Origin of the sequence: Paenibacillus sp. GCM10012306, from assembly GCF_042649265.1 — a bacterium.
GTDB lineage: Bacteria > Bacillota > Bacilli > Paenibacillales > Paenibacillaceae > Paenibacillus_AQ.
Map to the genome: position 1 here is coordinate 241,949 of NZ_JBHRYW010000004.1, position 18,846 is coordinate 260,794.

The following is an 18,846-nucleotide window of genomic DNA, read 5'->3' on the forward strand; positions in this document are numbered from 1 at the left end:
TGTAGTAGTATAAAGATTACGTTAAAAAGAGTGATCTAGAAGGGAGGGGCTTTGAAATTGGGCCGTAAAGATTTCTCAATGCTGCTTTTATTGGCTCTCATCTGGGGCGCATCCTTCTTGTTCATGCGGATTGCTTCCCCTGTGTTTGGTCCTGTCTTCACCACGGAGCTGCGGGTGAGTATGGCTGCCGCCGCTCTGCTTCTCTATGCGCTGGTGACCCGGCGTAAACTGGGGTTGTGGCGACACTGGAAGCCATTTCTCGTGCTGGGTGGTTTGAATGCGGCGTTGCCCTTCACGCTGATCTGTATGGCTGAGCTGCATCTGAGTGCTTCGCTGGCCGCCATACTGAATGCCACCACGCCCATGTTCACAGCGTTGGCAGCTTGGGGCACGCACCAAGAGAAGCCCGGACGTTCTAAGAGCCTAGGATTGATCATTGGTGTGCTTGGTGTCATTGTCCTTGTGGGCTGGAGTCCGGTGCCGCTGGAGGGCAAGGTATTGATGTCGGTATTGTTCTCCCTTGGCGCCGCGTTGTCTTATGGTTTTGGGGGCTTGTATGCTGCCCGCGCCGGGAAAGGGGTAGAGCCGTTGACGCTTGCGATCGGACAGCAGCTCGGAGCGAGTGTACTGCTCTTGCCACTCGCAATTATATTTATGCCCCGGCAGATGCCTACAGCGGCGGCGGTATACTCGGTTATTGGGTTATCGATCTTGTGTACCTCCATCGCATATCTAATCTACTTTAGACTGATCCACAATGTGGGCGCCGTGAAAACGGCCAGTGTAACATTCCTAGTGCCTGTCTTCGGGGTGGTCTGGGGTGTGTTATTTCTACATGAACAAGTATATTTGAACACGATACTCGGCTTGGTCATTATCTTGCTGAGTGTAACACTGGTTAACCGAAGAGGCGGCCGGCGTAAGACGGTCGATATAGCCGGGAATTTGGACAAGGGGGCATAGCTCCAGTTCGTTTTCTTACCTGGGAACTAGGCAATCTAATATGGGGGAAGGTGCCTTTAACAATTGGACGGGGCTCTCTTTCAGCGAAAGAGGACGGAATCAGGTGGTTATACCTGACTTCGTCCTTTTTTTCTTGGAACCAAGCAGCCGATAAGCTCTCGATTGCAGCCAGCCGTTTACCTGTTGGAAAGTGGCAGACTGTCTGCCGTAGTTGTTTTCAATGGTATAGAGTTTGGAAAACATCGGGGAGACAATACTGTAGATGCCTCTCGCTCCCGCATCGTATTCGTATTTTTTGGAACCGAATGAGAATCTGGAACGTAGCCTGCCCAGTACATTTCCTTCGTGATTCGACACTTCCCACTTAGAAGAGAAGAAGGGGAACCGACCGTGGAAAAGCTTGTTTTTATCCGGTCCGTATACCGATATTGCAGTACTAAATGCGCTGTGTAGGTCGAGTTCCCCGGCGAACTGGCCGGATACGTCCATGATCGGAGTAATTCCCTTACTGAAGAAATTGTCACTGAAATAAAGTTCTCTCATGCGGCTCCCTCCGTTATGTGCTATTCATCACCTATTTCTTTTTTACGTAGCTATCAATACCTGCGTTTCCACTATAAAGTTGCACAGGCGTACTTTTTTGGTTACGCTCTTAGTAAACTATGGAAGCAGGCTCCTATAGGATGGATGGTAAAGGGGATACCAGAACTAGTTTTTGGTAAAATAAAAAAGTTCATATTGCAGGGAATAGGCTTTAAATTCAGTCTTATAGATTAGAGGTAATCAGATGGCTACTGGTGCTGTTTGTTACATGCCAGCCGGTTTACGTATTGTTATAATGGACAAGTTGAAATTCTTGCACATGAACTGCTGTCCGAACCAAGGACAGTGCGGCAGGTTTTGCCGGTGGAACGTGTGGCAGCAGCAAGGGCAGGTGGAGTTATGCATTCAATGAAAGAGGCGCTGGAGCGGTTCAAGATTGTAAGGCTATTGATATCCATTTACCGGATTCGGGCAGTACGCGCTCTTTTTCCGCTGGCGATTATTGCGCTTGTATATTGGGAAGGACAGCATGAACTGAAACAGGTTCATTTGGGACGCACGCTCCGCGAGCTAAAGGGAGTTCCGGCATCATCCATCTTTCAGATGATGGGCATTGCATTGCTTGCGGTAGCGGTAATGAGTGCGTATGACTATTTGATTCGTGCTCATTTCAAGCTGAAGGTTAGTGTATGGAGCACGTTCCGTTATGCATGGATTGCCAATACATTCAACAACCTGATTGGCTTTGCCGGGCTGGCTGGTGTAGGCTTACGGACCTTGCTATACAAGAAGAGCGGCGTGTCCTCGGCCGTTCTGACACCGGCGATCGTCTTCCTGTCGCCACTTATGATTACAGGGTTGTCCCTGTTATCCTGGGGCAACATCTTTGGTATTCTACCCGCAGCGGGACTGATGCATGAGCACCGGTGGCTGGTGTTCGCAGTCTGGGGTATGGCGCTTTACCTGCCATTCTTTGTATTCGTACAGCGGTCGGCGCTGTATGCGAAGTGGATTAACCGTGGGCAGGGACGAACACCGTGGATCACGGTAGGCAGTTCGGTCGGTGCATCTTTCCTCGAATGGCTGTTTGCCGGTATTACATTCTGGTCGATTGGTCATCATCTGCTGGGTGGTGTACATTTTGTGACCATCTTCAGCATTTATACGGTTGCGGCCATCGCTGGTATTCTCAGTATGGCTCCCGGCGGGATCGGGGCGTTCGACCTTATCGCGCTTCTGGGGCTGACCCAAATGGGGTATCAGACTGATCAGGCTATGGCGGTGCTGGTAATATTCCGTTTGTTCTATTATCTGATTCCTTGGCTGATCGGCCTCGTGCTGGCCGCATTGGAAATCGGGCTGCAGGGCAGAAAGATGCTTGAACGCGCAACGCAGGGACTGGAGCCCTCACTGAACCTGTGGCAGAAAATCTGGCGCTGGCCGGGACAGTACACCTTCCTCAGCGACCTTGGGGTATGGGCGCTAGGCAAACTGGTCTTTGCCAGCGGTCTCATTCTGCTGCTGTCGGCAGCAACGCCGGAACTGTTGTACCGGCTGGAGATCACGGAAGAGCTGCTGTCATTTCCGATCATGCGGCTATCGCATCATTTATCTGTCTTGATTGGCTTTATGCTCATCCTGTTGTCGCGAGGCATCTCCCTGCGGATCCGCAGGGCCTATACTTGGACCAGCCTCTCGCTCTTGGGCGGTGCGCTGTTTGCGTTTACCAAAGGTTTTGATTACGAAGAGGCTATCTTCCTGCTGGTGGTTGGGGTGATCCTTTGGATTTCTAGAGCGCGGTTTTACCGGGTCAGTGCACCGGTCAGCCGGCAGAGTACGGCTAGGTGGTTGGCGCTGACTTCAGTGATTGCCGTGATCTATTATTTGCTCGGCAGTCATGTGCATCGTGGTTTTCTGAAGCATCTTCCGCCAGGCATTCATCCGGAGTGGCTGCAACGACACAGTAATGTTGCCTTTACTGCTGCCAGCGGGCTTATCTTCTCCTGGCTCCTGTTGACGATGTTCGTCACACTCAGGCCCCACCGCAGCTCAGAGGAGCTATCTGGCCCTGCGGACATGGACCGGCTCACACAGTTTCTGAATAAGGTGCCCGGTAATTCCCTGACCCATATGCTGTTTCTAGGGGATAAAAGCTTCTATTGGGCACAGGGTGGGGAAGTGCTGCTCCCTTATTCCCGGGTGCGTGACAAGCTTGTAGTACTTGGTGATCCGTTGGGACCGAAGGAGCTTATTAACAACGCCATCAGCGAGTTCCGGCAGGAGGCGGACAAGTATGGGCTGTCTGTTGTCTTCTATCAGGCTACGCCTGCGTTCTTGCCGGTGTATCATGAGCAAGGCTACCATTTCTTCAAACTTGGGGAAGAAGCTATGGTACCATTGGAGACGTTCACGCTCAGTGGCCGCAAGAATGCCGACCTGCGCAGTGTTAACAACCGTTTTGAACGGGAAGGATACCAGTTTGAAATATCGCAGCCGCCGCATTCTGCCCTCCTGATTACAGATTTGCACTCGATTTCGGGGGAGTGGCTGGGCGGACGGACGGAAAAAGGGTATTCGCTCGGCTGGTTCAAGGAATCCTATCTGCAGCTTGCTCCGATTGCACTGCTGAGAGGGGCTTCCGGGGAGGTGGTGGCCTTTGCCACCCTTGTTCCGGGGTATGACGGGGGTATGACACTCTCCATCGATCTGATGCGTCACCGGAAACAGGCGCCGAACGGGACAATGGATTATCTATTCATCACATTGATGGAATGGGCCAAGGAGCAGGGCTATCGAAGATTCAATCTTGGCAATGCCCCTCTCTCCAGTGTCGGTCAGAATGCTGGTGCGCTTCGAGAAGAGAAGCTCGCCCGTCTGGTCTTCAAGAAGGGGGGCCATTGGTACGGCTTCTCCGGTCTACGCCGCTACAAGGAGAAGTTTGGTCCGGAGTGGGAACCTCGTTATCTTGCGTACCCGGCTTCCCTGCAACTACCGATTCTGACAGTGGATCTCGTGCGGCTCGTATCCAAGCATCCGGAGACGGAGGAGTAGATTTTCTGGACTAGATATACATAAAGAACCCATTCTCACCATTACGTGGAGAGATGGGTTCTTTTATTTGCTGCCAAATATGTGATTGATATTGTCTGCCCTATTCTTCATTCGCCTCGCCGGGAAGGGCCCAGACGGAGACGCTTCCGCCACTCACGGGAAAGACGGCCCAGCCGTCCTGTCCAATGGTAAGCGATTCCTTGTGGGTACCGGTGAAATCCACCCATACCTCACCAGCTCGGTGCTTGCCTACCAGCATCCGCTTCTCACCCTTGTCTCCATTGGAGATCACAACTGCACAGCCGGAGCCTGCAATCTCCTTCACACCAAGACGTACCCAGCCGATCGTATTGGGGTGGTCAAAATAATCCTTCTGCTCCCCGTAAGCCTTGTGGTAGCGAGCATATAGCAACGGGTCGATCGCGGCTTTTTTGCCTTCGATCGGGGCTGGGCCGCCGATTCCGTAATAGTCGCCGTAGAAGACGACCGGGTACCCGTCGCGGCGCAGCAGAATGAGGGCATAGGCAATCTGCTTGAACCAGTCACCGACCCATGATTCCAGCGCCTCATGGGGCTGGGAGTCATGGTTGTCGACGAAGGTGACGGCATTGCCGGGATGGCTCTGCACCAATGTATCATTAAAAATGGTGCGGAGATCAAAATCCCGTCCGCCAAGGGCTGCAGAGTACAGCTTGTAATGCAACGATACGTCAAAGAGATCAATCCGATAATCCACCGTGTCCAGAAATTCGCGGCAGGAGGCAAGGTCGGGATTCCAGAATTCCCCTACAAGGTAGAAATCCTCCCCGCGCTTGTGTACCATTTCCGCTGCAAATTCCTTTATGAATTCATGGTTAATGTGCTTGATGGCGTCGAGACGATAGCCGCTGCATTGCAGTGTATCCACCAGCCACCCTCCCCACCGGAGCATTTCCTTTCTGACTTCGGGATGACTGTAATCAATATTCGCGAACATCAGATAATCATAGTTGCCGAATTCATCATCCACATTCTTATTCCAGGTCTTGTTCTCACCTACAATACGAAATACGCCGGAGCGGCCTTCCTTGGCATTGAAGTCTGTGCCATTGAAATGGTCGAAATTCCACTTGAAGGGAGAATGCTCCTCTCCGCGTCCCGGAAAAGTGAACTTGGTCCATCCCTCGATTTCGAACGGCTGCGAAATTTCTTTCGTTCGGTCATGGGGATCGACCTCGACTACCTTGAATACCTCAGTCTCATCCGCACCGGCTTTATGGTTCATGACCAGATCCACATATACAGCGATGGCGTTTTTTTGGCACTCGGCAATGGCGTCGATCAGCTCTTGCTTGGTACCATATTTGGTGCGTACTGTACCTTTTTGGTCATATTCACCCAGATCATAGAGGTCATAGACACCATATCCGGTGTCTTCTGCGGAGACGGCCTTGGTCACGGGCGGAATCCATATGGCGTCAATACCGGTGCTTCTCAGCCCTGGCGCCATTTCCGCGAGATGTTTCCAGTGCTTCCCGTCGGCGGTGACATGCCACTCGAAAAACTGCATCATCGTATGATTTCTCTGCATCCATCTGCCTCCTTCGCTGCTGTTAGCAACTTTCAGATCTCTCTTTAGGCTTCTTCTGTTATTCTTCACTTTTTAAAGGGAGGGAATACCAGTTTCTTGCAGATGTCATGATCTTTTTTCAAGTCATTGAAACAGATCTAGCTGGCGCGGAGCCAGGCCACCGTCTATGCCGAGCATGTCCTGAAGCTCCTTGGCGTTGTCTGTAGCATCGCCGCCGGAATTGTTGTTGAAGACTACGTAGAGCTTACGACAGTTCTTCTCCAGCTGTTGCAGACGTTCCTTCCACTCAATGAGTTCCTCCCGGTCATACCGGTATAGATAGCGCAGTTTACGCCAATCGGGGTGGCTGCTTTGATGCCAGCCGGAGATATTGCGGCCGTGCAGCCGCACATAAGTGATATCCGGGGAAGTCGCTACGGCTACAATTGGAATCGAGCCAGCCCCGGCCTGTGGTTCATCCACTACGGTATGAATCCAACCCTCACGCGCCATGAAATGCAGCGTCTTATCGCGGAACGCCGGGCTGTACCAGCTCTCATGGCGAAATTCCAGAGCGCAGGGCACCTCTTTCATCCGAGCTCTGATATCGCGCAGCATATCCACATTCTCCTTCGTGCAGTCGAACCAGGGTGGGAATTGGAACAGGGTCATGGCCAACTTGCCGGATTGGATAACAGGCTGGATCGATTCGTGGAAAGCGGCGAACATGGCGTCTTTTGTATCAAAGTAATTCTTTTTATCGCGTAAATGGCCAGTCATCCCCTGATAGGCCTTCACGATGAACTGAAATCCGTCTGGTGTCTGGTTGACCCATTTCATATAATTTCTGACTGGCTGAACCGCGTAGAAGGAACTATCGATTTCTACGATGGAAAAATGGGCGCTGTACGTAGACAATCGCTCGGCCGGTTTGATTTTACCGTACAATTCTTCATGGTCGCCGAAGCCCGTCAGCCCTATTTTGATCAAAGGTGTTCTCCTCCTTGGCTGCTTTCTCTGGATGTTCTTAAAATACAATGTAACTTCTATATAAACTAAAAATACTCTTTCGCAAACAGACAATACATCAACGGCAGGTTAAGGACCGTAGGGTATTTTAATGGCCGGACCTAGGCCCGTCCTTCATACTCGGGCCGTAGGATGGACATGATCCGCAGTGATTCAAAGGTGTCGCCGACCTTGATGCATTCTCGCAGAGTCCCTTCCAGTCTGAATCCCTGGCGATGGTAAATACGCTGCGCCCGCGTGTTCTCATCCCTGACGTCCAGCCATAGCCGGTGCGTCTCCGTATGGTTAAATATCCAATCGATCAACAGTCGCAGTGCTTCAGGTCCATATCCGTGCCCTTTGGCCACAATGACAAGGCGCATGATGCAAACGGTTAGATTGGGGTCGTGCATTCCTGTCAGAATAACATATCCGGCCCGTTCTCCATTGGCATCCAGTATGATGAAATGAAGTACATCCTCTTCAGCAAGCGCCGCCTTATGCTGCTCCCGCTTCCATTGGCCAATATATCTGCGGTTGTCCTCCGCCTGTTCAGCGGCCAGCACGAAGTCAAGGTCCTGCTCAGTGGTTGTCCGTAAGTGTATGGAACTCGATTGAATATACATGATCGGTCTCCTTCCCATCAATTAACCCAGATTATAACAGAGCTATGGGTGTAAGATGAAGGTGTCCATGCCGAATTCACGACGTCAATTTGTCCTAATGTATTGTATAATTAGATGATTAACCTGAGGTGGCATGGAGCTACTATTACAGGATGGATGAGGAGAGCGGCCCGTTATGTACTATCTGGATATCGCTTCATGGCTGACAGAGGATAATCTGCGGCACATGCTGGAACAATATCGTTCGTTCGGACCTTTTCCGGGCATTGCGTTAACTTTTATGAAATCATTTGTGCCGCCCCTGCCTACCATTGCTATCGTCGGTTTGAACGGTGCAGTGTATGGCTTGTGGCTAGGCTTTCTGTATTCGTGGATTGGTCTGGTCGCGGGCTGTGTAACGACCTTTCTGATTGTCCGCAAAATCGCTTCTCACCCTTATCTGCGCAAATGGGCTTTGCGCCCAAAGGTGGCGAAGAGCATGACTTGGGTACGCCAACGGGGCTTCAGCTATGTGTTTCTGCTTAGTTTGTTTCCCGTTGGGCCATTCGTCGTCATTAATATGGCTGCAGGACTTGCCGGAATGCGGCTGCGTTCCTATCTGCTCGCCTTGATCGCGGGCAAAGCCATTATGGTGTTTGCCGTCTCTTATATCGGCAATGATCTGGAGCGATTTATTCATCATCCTGCGGAAGGACTGTATGTACTGCTCTTTATAGCGTTGTCTTTCTGGGGCGTCAAAGCCATCGAAAGCTATTTTACCAGAACAGCAATTGATGGCAGCAGTGGCAAAGAGATTGAACAGAAAGTAACATAGAGGACAAGTAGTGAAGATCTAAGTTTAAATTAAACTCCAGATATGAAAGGAAGAGGTGCCGTTATGAAATACCGTAAGCTTGGAAGCACGGGACTCAATGTGTCTGTGATCGGAATTGGGACCTGGCAGTTTGGCGGGGAATGGGGAAAGGATTTTACCCAGAACGAAGTTGATTCCATGCTGGACAAATCCGGAGAACTTGGTATCAATCTGATTGATACGGCAGAATGTTACGGCGACCATTTGTCGGAGAGGTTCATTGGTAACTATCTGGCTCGTCGCAATCGCGAGGACTGGATTGTGGCGACTAAGTTCGGCCACGGATTCACGGGACATCTTCAGCGGGAACAGCTTTGGAGCGCCGATCAAGTGCTGAAGCAACTGGATGATTCGCTTAAATCGCTCCACACCGAGTATATCGATCTCTACCAGTTCCATTCGGGAACCGATGCCGAGTTTGATAACGATAAACTCTGGAGCATGCTGGATAGACAGGTGCAGGCCGGCAAAATTCGCCACTTAGGGATCTCCATCAGCGCCTCTGGCAAAGGTGTTCACCAGACAGCCTCTGCTCAGGCAGTTGGAGCAGAAGCGATTCAAGTCGTGTACAATCGCCTGGAGCGCGGACCCGAAGAAGAAGTCTTCCCGCTATGCGCTAAGCATAACCTGGGTGTGCTAGCACGGGTACCGCTTGCCAGTGGCTATCTTAGCGGCAAATATAAACCGGATGCAGCCTTCCCGGCCGGTGATGTTCGGGCGAATCATAATGCGGACACGCGGCATAAGCAGCTGCTGGAAGTTGCGAGGATTGCAGAGAACGAAGTGCCGGAGGGGATTCCGATGGCGCAATGGGCTTTGGGTTGGTGCCTTCAGCATTCTGCAGTTACAAGTGTAATTCCTGGTTGTAAGGATGTTGCACAGGTTATCGCCAATGCGGCTGCCGCCGATCTGGACATGGTAAAGGACGGGCAATCCCAATAGTGGGATGTTTTGCTAATAGGGCGCCTCGCTGACCAGAAATCCAGATTTTCGTTATGCGGGAGATCAGCAAGTTAAACGGCCCTCACAAAGTAAACCACCCGGCGGCATCCTTCGTCGCCGGAGCGGCGGTAGTGATGTGCTGCCAGCCATTGGTCGTGGGATTATACCTGTAATCCTGTCTCCACTCTTCAATATGCAGTATGATGGCGCGAATGGCTGAGACCATTCGCGCCACTTCTTTATCCGTCATGGTGGGGTGGAGCGAAAGCCGGACCCAGCCTGGCTTGAGTGACTGATCCCCATTGTGAATAGCCTTGATGAAACCAGCGGAGACCTTGGGACCGAGCCCCAGCAGATGATGGCCATAGGGACCTGCGCAAGAACAGCCGCCACGGGCCTGAATGCCAAACCGATCGTTCAGTAGCTGTACTGCGAGGTTATAGTGGATATCACGCATCGTAAAGGAAACAATCCCGAGTCGCTCCTGCTGGTCTCCAGCCAATACGGTTAAGCCGGGTATGGTTTGTAGTCCGGCCAGTAGCTGTTGGCACAGTTCCCTCTCCCTGAGCAGTATGTATTCACCGTCTCCGTTCATAGCCTCCTTCAGGTGAATAGCTAGTGCAGTGCGGAAGGCCTGCAGAAATCCAGGCGTGCCACCGTCCTCACGGGTTTCTATATCCTCTATGTAGCTGCGGCCGCCCCAGGCATCGACCCAGACAACGGTGCCACCACCGGGCTCATCAGGAAGGCGGCTGCTATAGAGGGCGGAGTCGAACAGCAGCACGCCGCTGCTTCCGGGCCCGCCGAGGAATTTGTGCGGGGAGAAGAAGATCGCATCGAGCTTCTCCAGCGGTGAAGCCGGATGCATATCAATCGGCTCATAGGGTGCACTTGCGGCAAAATCAACAAAGCAAACCCCGTCGTGGCGATGCATGGCCGCGGCGAGCCTATGGTAGGGCGTGCGGATGCCTGTCACATTGGAGCAGGCCGTGAAGGCGCCGATCTTCAGGCGCCGGTGCCGATATATACGCAGCAGGTATTCAAGCTGATTGAGGTCGATGTTTCCGTCCGCTCTCGGCGGAATGGTAACGACATCAGCCAGACTCTCCTGCCAGGGCAGGAGGTTGGAATGATGCTCCATGTGGCTGACGAAGATGACCGGGCGGTCTTCGGGGCTAAGGTGCCTACCGTCCAGCCATTCTGGCATTTTCAGACCCAGAATGCGCTGGAGCTTGTTAATTGCCCCAGTGGTGCCGTTGCCGCAGAAGAGCAGTACATCCTGTGGCCCAGCGTGGACATGGGCTTTAATAATATTCCGGGCCTCAGTATAGGCCAGGGTCATCGTCAGTCCAGTAGTGTTAGATTCAGTATGAGGGTTACTGACATAAGGGCCGAAAGTCTCCAGCATTCGGCGCTCAATGGGCTCATAGAGACGTCCGCTGGCGGTCCAGTCAGCGTACAAGAGAGGCTGTCTGCCATAGGGCGTCGTAAGGGTAAATCCTGTTCCGATGATATGCTCCCGAAAGGATGCAAAATAAGTTTGCAGCGAAGACGGCGTCTTCCGGGGAGAGGTGGGGATGATATTCAGCAAGGACATTCCCTCCAGCCTGTAGTTTCTTTGGCCTCAGTATATGCCCCGCCCCGGGAATAGGTTAACGCCTAAGCCCATGAACTATATGAACAGCTGCATGTCACTCTCAAGCGCATCCTTCAAATAGGCTGCCGCATCAATAATCTCAACTTCCGGCAGAAATTCCTCCGGCTTGAAGCCCATGATTTCCACAGAAAGCTTGCAGGCGTAGAACTTGATGTTCTTTTTACGTGCCCCCTTGAGAAAATGAATCAGCTTCGGCGCACCCTGCGCTTCCATCATCTCCTCCAGCATCATCCGGCCCAGCCCGCTGAAATTCATCCGCGACAGGGGCAGCTGTTCCGGCCCTTTGGGAGTCATGACATCCATCAGCTTCTCGTAAATAGTTTTGTCCTCCAGTGTCATCTTCTCCGGATCACGCACTAGGAACAGTCCCCAAAACGCAAAGAACATGGTCACCTCACATTCGATATCCCGAGCAGTATTCGCCAGAATCAATCCGGCCATTGCTTTGTCATAGTCCCCGCTGAACATCAGCAGATTCATCTTTTTACCCATCAGCCATCCCTCCGTGATCCTCTTGGAATGAGCTTAGTATGGTTAGGCCAGCAAGAACTATGCTTTTGTCACAACTTGTTCGCACTCCAGCAGGAGCTTATGAAAACCCGTGAGGAACAGCACATCTGCATAAAAAAAGGATAAACGTGCTCCCCCAGAATGGCAGATGTGTACGTTTATCCGTTGTTTTTGATACAGGAATTGAATCCTTATTTTTTGAAAATACGCAGTGGTGCGCCCATTGGCAGGAACGAACGTCCAAAGTGAGCGTTCAGAACCGATGCACCACAGCCATAGAAGGAGACCATAGCGATACCTAGCTCTGCAAAGGCAGCCAGCTTATGAAAGGCTTCAGCCGCAATCCCGAAAGAATCAAACGTCAGACCCAGGAACAGGAAGTCGATCAGGATGAAGATGATCAGCAGGACCTTATTGGCTTCCACGGCACCGATCGTCATGAAGAGGGTGAAGATCAGGTATCCAAGGAACACAAATCCGAGTTGCTTAGGATCCACAGCTTCAGCCAGGGTTGTTCCGAATACACCGAGCTTGATCAGCCAGCTAGCAGCCATACCGAACCAGAAGAAAGCATAGGCTCCAAAGGCGGTCATACCGAAGGTATTATTGTGCTTGGCATCCTGAATGCTGGCAAATAGCTGGGCGAAGGCGCCCAGGAAAATAGCCCAGGGAATGACATAGCTGAGACCCGAGGTAATCTCGAGCTTCTGTGAAGATGCGACCAGCGTGACGATAGCTAGTCCGAACAGGCCAATGGCACCAGGATCGGCAGTGATGATCTTGACGGATTGGGGGGATTGCGGTTGCGCTGACATAACAGTTAATGCCTCCATTATTTAAAAGTGTTCGCTCATGACAACAGCACCCGGAAAGGGCGCTGTTATTGGCCTGCCTATCATATCATATTGCCCTGCTTCTCTGGAATGATTTTTTGTTCATTTCCTGTCGATTCCTGACAGGCAACTTACAATTTACGATATAATGTCTCTATGTTATGAACGTTTCATTTAAGTGATAAGGGTGATGGATTTGAATGTAAAAAGTTTTCTGAAGTTTGTAGAGTTGCCGACGAAGGCAGCCAGCATGATTCCTTTTCTAATGGGGACGCTATATGCCTTGTACCGGTTCGAGGATTTTTATGTACTGCGGTTTGGACTGATGTTCATTTCTTTGCTGAGCTTTGATATGGCTACGACGGCGATTAACAATTATTATGATTTCAAAAAAGCGTCCAAAACCGATGGATACGGCTATGAGACACATAATGCCATCGTTCATTTTAAGCTGAAAGAGCGCACGGTGGTCACGACCATTATCATCCTGCTGGCGCTGGCTGCCGGGGGCGGAATTGCACTGGTATCACAGACAGGGCTGCTGGTCTTCCTGCTGGGCGGATTGTCGTTCCTCATTGGTGTTCTGTATTCCTTCGGACCGATCCCGATCTCGCGGATGCCGCTGGGTGAGCTGTTCTCAGGGTTATTCATGGGCTTCGTCATTATTTTCATCTCGGCCTATATACATACCGACAATAGTGTCGTCTCGCTACTGATTCAGGAAGGCTGGGTTAATCTTCATATTAATCTTGTAGAGGTCATCTACCTCTTCTGGTTCTCTGTACCAGCCATTCTGGGGATTTCGGGCATTATGCTGGCGAACAATATATGCGACATTGAGGAGGATATCGAGAACCGTCGATACACTCTTCCTGTCTATATCGGTAAAGACCGTGCACTTTTATTGTTCAAGCTACTATATTATGTCTCTTATCTTGACCTTGTAGTGCTATTGCTTCTTAAGGTCCATCCGGTGCTCGTCCTGCTGATTCTCCTGACCCTGATTCCGCTTCGTCGCAATGTCGTAGCATTCCATGCGAAGCAGGAGAAGGCCAGCACATTTATTCTTTCAGTCATAAATTTCATCCTGATGAATGCTGCCCGCATTATAGTTCTGGGAATAGCAATACTCCTGCAGAATTTCGTTTGATATCATTCATTTTATTCTAGCAGCACCTTTCGGAAGGGTTCCGAGGGTGCTGCTTTTTGAATTGTGCCAAATTATTGCAGTTTGTGCAAAGCGTCATCTTTTTCCCGAACAATGTGTCATTAAGGATAGTAAGAGGGCACGGTTTCCGCTAGAATAAGGTAATGTAATCCAATATAAGGGATTACCTCCGTCAGTTTCCGGATATTCTTACGGACACAGTTTCAACAGGCAAGAGTATGGTTGCTCCGGAAGATGCGGTGCTTATTATGGCGCTAATCAAGGTTGCTCTGGCCTCGGCAAGAGCGGCCGGAGGATCAGCCTGGTACAACAGGCTAACTTGGAGGGAGCTGAAAGGGATGGCTGTTGCAGAGAAGCCGGTGATTTCGATCTCTGGTTTGTGGATGAACTACTCGGACAGAATGGTTCTCCGGGGGATTGATCTGGAAGTCTACCCGGGGCAGATTATTGGTTATATCGGTCCGAACGGTGCTGGCAAAAGCACGACGGTTAAGATTATGCTCGGTTTGGTTGAGGGATATAACGGAACCGTAGAGATCTTCGGGAAGGATATCGCTGATGGCGACAACGCTTATAAAAGGCGGATCGGCTATGTGCCGGAAGTTGCAGAATTATATGATAGCCTTACGGCACGGGAGTATCTGTGTTTCATAGGCGAACTGTACGGCATGCAGCGGAGCGATGCTGATGACAAGGCCAAGCGATTGGCCGCTTTGCTTGGTCTGGAGAAGGCTTACGACATGCGAATTTCTTCCTTCTCCAAAGGAATGAAGCAGAAGGTACTACTGATCTCCAGTATGCTGCATGACCCGGATATTCTGTTCCTCGACGAGCCGTTAAGCGGTCTCGATGCCAACAGTGTCATGGTGGTGAAGGAAATTTTCGCTTCACTGGCTGCTCGGGGCAAGACCATTTTCTACTCTTCTCATATCATGGATGTTGTCGAGAAGATCAGCAGCCGTATTGTGCTTATTGCCGGAGGGGACATTGTGGCCGATGGCAGTTTTGCGGAGCTGAAGGACAAGAGCCGAGAAGGCTCGCTTGAAGAGATTTTTAACCAGTTAACTGGCTTTGACAAATACCGGGACATCGCGGGTGAATTCGTGTCCGTGATTCAAGAAGGTGCTCCACATGAATGATTTTCGGGTACTGAAGCTGTTGGATCGGCTGGAGGGATTGTTCTGCAGAATCGGCATTGATTACGGCATTATGCGCAGCATTCTGCAAGTGAAGCTAACGATGGATGGGAGAAGGCCGCCCACGGTTCTTGCGGCTACACAAAGATCGGCTGAGCCGAAGGAGGGTTCGCCGTTTCGCCCGCAGTGGGTTTACTTGTTAATGGGCGTGTTCTTGATCCCGCTCATGATTTCATCCGGCCATTACATGCTGCAAATGAGTTTGGTTCTGGGGGTGGTGATGTTCATGATTACCACTACACTGGTCTCCGACTTTTCGTCCGTACTACTGGATCTTCGGGACAAGAACATTCTCTTCTCCAAACCAGTGAATCGCCGTACCCTGAATATGGCCAAGAACATCCATGTGCTGATCTATCTGTTCACGCTCACGTTAAGCCTTGCCGGGCCCACGCTGATCGTCTCACTGTTCCGGCAGGGGCCGTTGTTCTTTCTTTTATACTGTGCAGCCATTGTGCTGATGAACTGCTTCATCCTGGTGATTACAGGGCTGTTGTACCTGCTGATCCTGAAGCTTTTCGACGGAGAAAGATTGAAGGATATCATCAACTATGTGCAGATTGTACTGATGATTGCTATAACGGTTGGCTATCAACTGATTTCAAGGCTGTTTAACCTGGCGGAGTTTAGCGCGTCCTTCAAACCGGCATGGTGGCAGTATCTTATTCCTCCAGTCTGGTTTGCTGCCCCGTTCGAGCTGGCATTTGGCGGAGGGAGAGGCATTCATTTTACTGTGTTGTCCGGTTTGGCCATTATTCTTCCGCTCCTCCTGATCATTACATACATTAAACTTATGCCCCAATTTGAGAAAAGCCTGCAAAAGCTTTCCGCGCAAGAGGTCGGTGGCCATGGAGCAGCGAGATTGTCAGGATGGCTATCTTCTGTGGTGTGCCGGAGCCGGGAAGAGGGCATGTTCTTTCGTTTCACCTGGTCCATGATGAAGACAGAACGAGACTTTAAGCTAAAGGTGTATCCGACGCTGGGCTTCTCCATCGTCTTCCCTTTCATTTTCATGTTAAATATGACATGGCAAGGGCAAGGGAGAGGCTTCGCAAATTCAAAGTCATACCTGTGGATTTACTTTAGCGCCACGCTGATGATGACCGTTGTGCAGATGCTGCGGTATTCAGGAAGTTATAAGGGAGCCTGGATTTACAAAGTCATTCCGTTGCCTGGGGAGCATACAGTATACAGGGGCATGCTAAAGGCTGCCCTGCTCCGGTTATTTGTACCCCTCTTCCTGGCAGAAGCAGTGGTGTTCACTATGCTCTACGGGATTCGGATCCTGCCGGATCTTGTGGTTGTAATGTTTGCCACGTTTATTTATGCAGTGCTGTGTTTCCTGCTGATGCCTCGATCGCTTCCTTTTTCAGAACGCTTTGAGGCAGCCAAGCAGAAGGAATTCATGGGAAGCAGCTTCTTGATGCTATTCCTGTTGTTCGGCATGGTGGGCGTGCATTATTTGGCAACCTTACTGACAGGCGGTGTCTATATATATCTTGTGCTGCTGGTTGTCAGTAATTATCTGCTCTGGCGCCGGATATTCCCTGAAGGGAGCAGGATGAAATCCTCCACAATGTCAAATATGGACATTTTTTAACGGACCCTAAAACAGGGGGCAAGTTCCAGTATTTACTTAGACACTCAGGTTAATAAAAGGTAGAATTACACCTAAAGTTGCTTTCCAGGGATAGCCTATAATCTTTACGCACTCTTCCATATATCCGATATACGTGTACTGATCCTTCTTGAGAAACGCACTATGGCGATGATGATAATTACTATACCGGTGAAGAGGTTGACATATGGATCAAATGGGAATCCGTTATAATATTTGGATCGTTTTACTAACTTTCGCGCTGGTCTCTGCCGCGGTTTATGCTGCATTGAATTTGATTTCACAGGTTACCCGTTCTGCTGGCAGAATCCGGCATATGTGGTTGCTGTCAGCATCCTGTGTTCTTGGTAGTGGTCTATGGGCAATGCATTATATAGGCATTATGGCCGGCCGTTTACCATTTGAAGTCAGCTACCAGCCAGGTAAATCGCTGCTGTCCCTGCTGGTGAGTATGTTATCCTGTTATGCTGCGTTCTGGATTGTACTAGCGCATCGTCTCAAGCTTTGGCGAGCTGGTGTCGGTGGCCTGCTGCTTGGCGTGGGGAGTTTCGCTATGCATGATATCGGGATGTCTTCGATCCTGCTGGAGGAGGGGGGCCAGAGTCCAATCCTCTCACAGGTCATCTCGATTCTGGCGGCTGTGCTGATGTCCTCCATGGGGCTCTATTTGCTCCGCAAGTCCAAGGATCATCCTAACTTCAATAAGTGGAAACTCTATTTAGCAATATTAATTGGACTATCGGTGACAGGCCTGCATTATTTCAGCCTTAGAGCCAGCTGGTGGGAATATTATAAAGGGGCCGGCTCCTCCTCCCTCCTGATGGATACGGATGTAATTCTATTGAGCGGCGTATCGATTGTAACGGTACTGATGCTTGCAGTCTCCGGAGGTGCCGTTTTTCTGGATCGGCATATCCTTGAACGGATGGCTTATCATGATCCGCTGACCGGATTGCCTAACCGACATGGTCTGGAGCGTTACTTTCTTGAAGATTTCTTCGGTGGAACATCCGGGGCTGTATTCTTTGTAGATCTGGACCGCTTCAAATCGATCAACGATACACTAGGTCATGATATCGGCGACATGCTGCTGCAGGAGGTTGCCAGAAGACTGGAGGACTGTGTCGGTACCTTGGGGAAGGTGTTTCGGCTGGGCGGGGACGAATTCCTGATCGCCCTGCCTCAGTGTTCCGTGCGAGAAGCAGAGGAAATAGCCGAGCGCATTCTACAGGAGCTCAAGCATTTTTATAGCATCCAGGGTAATGAACTGTACGTGACAGCAAGTCTCGGGATTAGCTTAACTCCTCTACATGGCACTGACCGGTCGTCCTTGATGAAGGCCGCAGATACTGCGCTATATACCTCCAAGGATTCCGGCAAGAATAAATTCAGCATTTTCGATCAGGAGATGAATCGTCACCAGCTGCGGCGGATGTCGCTGGAGAAGGATCTGCGTAAGGCGCTGGCTCGTTCCGAATTCATGGTCGTATATCAGCCTAAATGGGATTCGCTGTTGAATGTAACCGTTGGGCTTGAAGCCTTGCTGCGGTGGAGACATCCCGACCATGGAATCATCTCTCCGTCGGAATTTATTCCGATAGCGGAGGAGACCGGGTTGATCGTGCCGATCACCTATTGGATGCTGCATGATGTATGCAAACAGAACAGGCTCTGGCACAAGGAGGAAGTGGCGAGCGTCGCCGTCTCTGTCAATATGTCGGCACGGATGTTTGAAGGGGGCGGGCTGTATGAGGTTGTGGAAGAAGCGCTGGCGCAATCGGGGCTGGAGCCGCATTTTCTGGAACTGGAGATTACGGAATCTATCGCTATGAACAACATGGAGGAGACTGTAGCCCAATTATCCAAGCTTCGGCAGCTGGGCGTACGGGTCTCGCTGGATGATTTCGGTACAGGCTTTTCTTCACTCGGCAATCTGGACGAGATTCCGGTTAATACGCTCAAGATTGATCAGGTGTTTATCCGCAAGAGCAAGATGAATTCGAAGAAGGCGATTATCAGCAATATTATTGCCATTGCCAGTAACCTGAATATGGATGTCGTTGCTGAAGGCGTAGAAACGACCGAGCAGATCGAGCTGCTGCAATCGCTGGGCTGCAGAGTGATGCAAGGATATTATTATGGCCGGCCGATGCCTGTAAATGAGTTGGGGCAGTGGTTTATCGAGAATGCTGCCGTATAACGAAATTACATGTAACCATTTGTTTTCATGACCGATATACATAACTTGTGGAATCATGCCGAACAAGAGACAACTTGTCTACGGCTACATAATTCTGTTATACCAAAAAGCAGGCCGGGGCGTTCCTCG

At 50.7% G+C, this 18,846-nt stretch carries 15 protein-coding genes; 8 read left to right on the forward strand and 7 right to left on the reverse strand.

From position 1 onward, the window contains the following. Positions 1-57 precede the first annotated feature (57 nt). Positions 58-963, forward strand: a complete 906-nt coding sequence (locus tag ACFORK_RS11910) for a DMT family transporter (RefSeq protein WP_379199012.1) — start codon at positions 58-60, stop codon at positions 961-963. A gap of 99 nt (positions 964-1,062) precedes the next feature. Here the strand turns inward: ACFORK_RS11910 and ACFORK_RS11915 are convergent, their stop codons facing one another. After that, complete coding sequence (locus tag ACFORK_RS11915) at positions 1,063-1,506, reverse strand: hypothetical protein (RefSeq protein WP_379199014.1); 444 nt, start codon at positions 1,504-1,506, stop codon at positions 1,063-1,065. 399 nt (positions 1,507-1,905) lie between these two features. On the opposite strand from ACFORK_RS11915, the gene mprF reads away from it, so the two are divergent. Continuing rightward, on the forward strand, positions 1,906-4,557 hold the full coding sequence (gene mprF, locus ACFORK_RS11920) for a bifunctional lysylphosphatidylglycerol flippase/synthetase MprF (protein ID WP_379199016.1): 2,652 nt from the start codon (positions 1,906-1,908) through the stop codon (positions 4,555-4,557). A 100-nt stretch (positions 4,558-4,657) separates the two neighbouring features. Here the strand turns inward: mprF and ACFORK_RS11925 are convergent, their stop codons facing one another. The 3 genes from ACFORK_RS11925 to ACFORK_RS11935 form a co-directional block, all read right to left on the reverse strand. Next, a complete protein-coding gene (locus tag ACFORK_RS11925) occupies positions 4,658-6,127 on the reverse strand; it encodes an alpha-amylase (protein WP_379199018.1) in 1,470 nt (489 codons plus the stop codon). A 123-nt stretch (positions 6,128-6,250) separates the two neighbouring features. Further along, complete coding sequence (locus tag ACFORK_RS11930) at positions 6,251-7,096, reverse strand: DUF72 domain-containing protein (protein WP_379199020.1); 846 nt, start codon at positions 7,094-7,096, stop codon at positions 6,251-6,253. A 140-nt stretch (positions 7,097-7,236) separates the two neighbouring features. Then, on the reverse strand, positions 7,237-7,740 hold the full coding sequence (locus ACFORK_RS11935) for a GNAT family N-acetyltransferase (protein ID WP_379199022.1): 504 nt from the start codon (positions 7,738-7,740) through the stop codon (positions 7,237-7,239). Between the two features lie 175 nt (positions 7,741-7,915). On the opposite strand from ACFORK_RS11935, the gene ACFORK_RS11940 reads away from it, so the two are divergent. Together ACFORK_RS11940 and ACFORK_RS11945 are read left to right on the forward strand one after the other, a co-directional pair. Continuing rightward, complete coding sequence (locus ACFORK_RS11940; RefSeq protein ID WP_379199024.1) at positions 7,916-8,554, forward strand: TVP38/TMEM64 family protein; 639 nt, start codon at positions 7,916-7,918, stop codon at positions 8,552-8,554. A 63-nt stretch (positions 8,555-8,617) separates the two neighbouring features. Continuing rightward, positions 8,618-9,535 carry an aldo/keto reductase gene (locus ACFORK_RS11945; RefSeq protein WP_379199026.1) on the forward strand — a complete coding sequence of 306 codons (918 nt, stop codon included), beginning with the start codon at positions 8,618-8,620 and terminating at the stop codon, positions 9,533-9,535. Positions 9,536-9,617: 82 nt separating this feature from the next. On the opposite strand, the gene ACFORK_RS11950 is transcribed toward ACFORK_RS11945, so the two are convergent. From ACFORK_RS11950 to ACFORK_RS11960, 3 genes are all read right to left on the reverse strand, one after another. Beyond that, positions 9,618-11,132, reverse strand: a complete 1,515-nt coding sequence (locus ACFORK_RS11950) for an aminotransferase class V-fold PLP-dependent enzyme (protein ID WP_379199028.1) — start codon at positions 11,130-11,132, stop codon at positions 9,618-9,620. 75 nt (positions 11,133-11,207) lie between these two features. Beyond that, positions 11,208-11,684: a DsrE/DsrF/DrsH-like family protein gene (locus tag ACFORK_RS11955; RefSeq protein ID WP_379199030.1), complete on the reverse strand. Its 477-nt coding sequence runs from the start codon at positions 11,682-11,684 to the stop codon at positions 11,208-11,210. 209 nt (positions 11,685-11,893) lie between these two features. After that, positions 11,894-12,517: an acetate uptake transporter gene (locus ACFORK_RS11960; protein WP_379199032.1), complete on the reverse strand. Its 624-nt coding sequence runs from the start codon at positions 12,515-12,517 to the stop codon at positions 11,894-11,896. Positions 12,518-12,731: 214 nt separating this feature from the next. Between ACFORK_RS11960 and ACFORK_RS11965 the strand changes: the two genes are divergently transcribed. The 4 genes from ACFORK_RS11965 to ACFORK_RS11980 all read left to right on the forward strand — a co-directional run bounded on the left by ACFORK_RS11965 (position 12,732) and on the right by ACFORK_RS11980 (position 18,717). After that, positions 12,732-13,685 (forward strand): 1,4-dihydroxy-2-naphthoate polyprenyltransferase, encoded by a 954-nt coding sequence (locus tag ACFORK_RS11965; protein ID WP_379199034.1) that lies wholly within the window; start codon positions 12,732-12,734, stop codon positions 13,683-13,685. A 356-nt stretch (positions 13,686-14,041) separates the two neighbouring features. Beyond that, entirely contained in the window at positions 14,042-14,842 is an 801-nt protein-coding gene (locus tag ACFORK_RS11970; RefSeq protein ID WP_379199353.1) for an ABC transporter ATP-binding protein, read from the forward strand. After that, complete coding sequence (locus ACFORK_RS11975; protein ID WP_379199036.1) at positions 14,835-16,499, forward strand: hypothetical protein; 1,665 nt, start codon at positions 14,835-14,837, stop codon at positions 16,497-16,499. Before ACFORK_RS11970 ends, ACFORK_RS11975 begins: the two co-directional genes overlap by 8 nt. Positions 16,500-16,704: 205 nt before the next feature. Next, positions 16,705-18,717 carry a putative bifunctional diguanylate cyclase/phosphodiesterase gene (locus tag ACFORK_RS11980; protein ID WP_379199038.1) on the forward strand — a complete coding sequence of 671 codons (2,013 nt, stop codon included), beginning with the start codon at positions 16,705-16,707 and terminating at the stop codon, positions 18,715-18,717. The last annotated feature ends 129 nt before the right edge of the window (positions 18,718-18,846 follow it).

Excerpts from the sequence above, each read along its gene's own strand:
- ACFORK_RS11945 (WP_379199026.1), top strand. The coding sequence starts at position 8,618 with ATGAAATACCGTAAGCTTGGAAGCACGGGACTCAATGTGTCTGTGATC.
- ACFORK_RS11940 (WP_379199024.1), top strand. The coding sequence starts at position 7,916 with ATGTACTATCTGGATATCGCTTCATGGCTGACAGAGGATAATCTGCGG.
- ACFORK_RS11955 (WP_379199030.1), bottom strand. The coding sequence starts at position 11,684 with ATGGGTAAAAAGATGAATCTGCTGATGTTCAGCGGGGACTATGACAAA.
- ACFORK_RS11975 (WP_379199036.1), top strand. The coding sequence starts at position 14,835 with ATGAATGATTTTCGGGTACTGAAGCTGTTGGATCGGCTGGAGGGATTG.
- ACFORK_RS11960 (WP_379199032.1), bottom strand. The coding sequence starts at position 12,517 with ATGTCAGCGCAACCGCAATCCCCCCAATCCGTCAAGATCATCACTGCC.
- ACFORK_RS11980 (WP_379199038.1), top strand. The coding sequence starts at position 16,705 with ATGGATCAAATGGGAATCCGTTATAATATTTGGATCGTTTTACTAACT.
- mprF (WP_379199016.1), top strand. The coding sequence starts at position 1,906 with ATGCATTCAATGAAAGAGGCGCTGGAGCGGTTCAAGATTGTAAGGCTA.
- ACFORK_RS11915 (WP_379199014.1), bottom strand. The coding sequence starts at position 1,506 with ATGAGAGAACTTTATTTCAGTGACAATTTCTTCAGTAAGGGAATTACT.
- ACFORK_RS11935 (WP_379199022.1), bottom strand. The coding sequence starts at position 7,740 with ATGTATATTCAATCGAGTTCCATACACTTACGGACAACCACTGAGCAG.
- ACFORK_RS11925 (WP_379199018.1), bottom strand. The coding sequence starts at position 6,127 with ATGCAGAGAAATCATACGATGATGCAGTTTTTCGAGTGGCATGTCACC.
- ACFORK_RS11950 (WP_379199028.1), bottom strand. The coding sequence starts at position 11,132 with ATGTCCTTGCTGAATATCATCCCCACCTCTCCCCGGAAGACGCCGTCT.
- ACFORK_RS11970 (WP_379199353.1), top strand. The coding sequence starts at position 14,042 with ATGGCTGTTGCAGAGAAGCCGGTGATTTCGATCTCTGGTTTGTGGATG.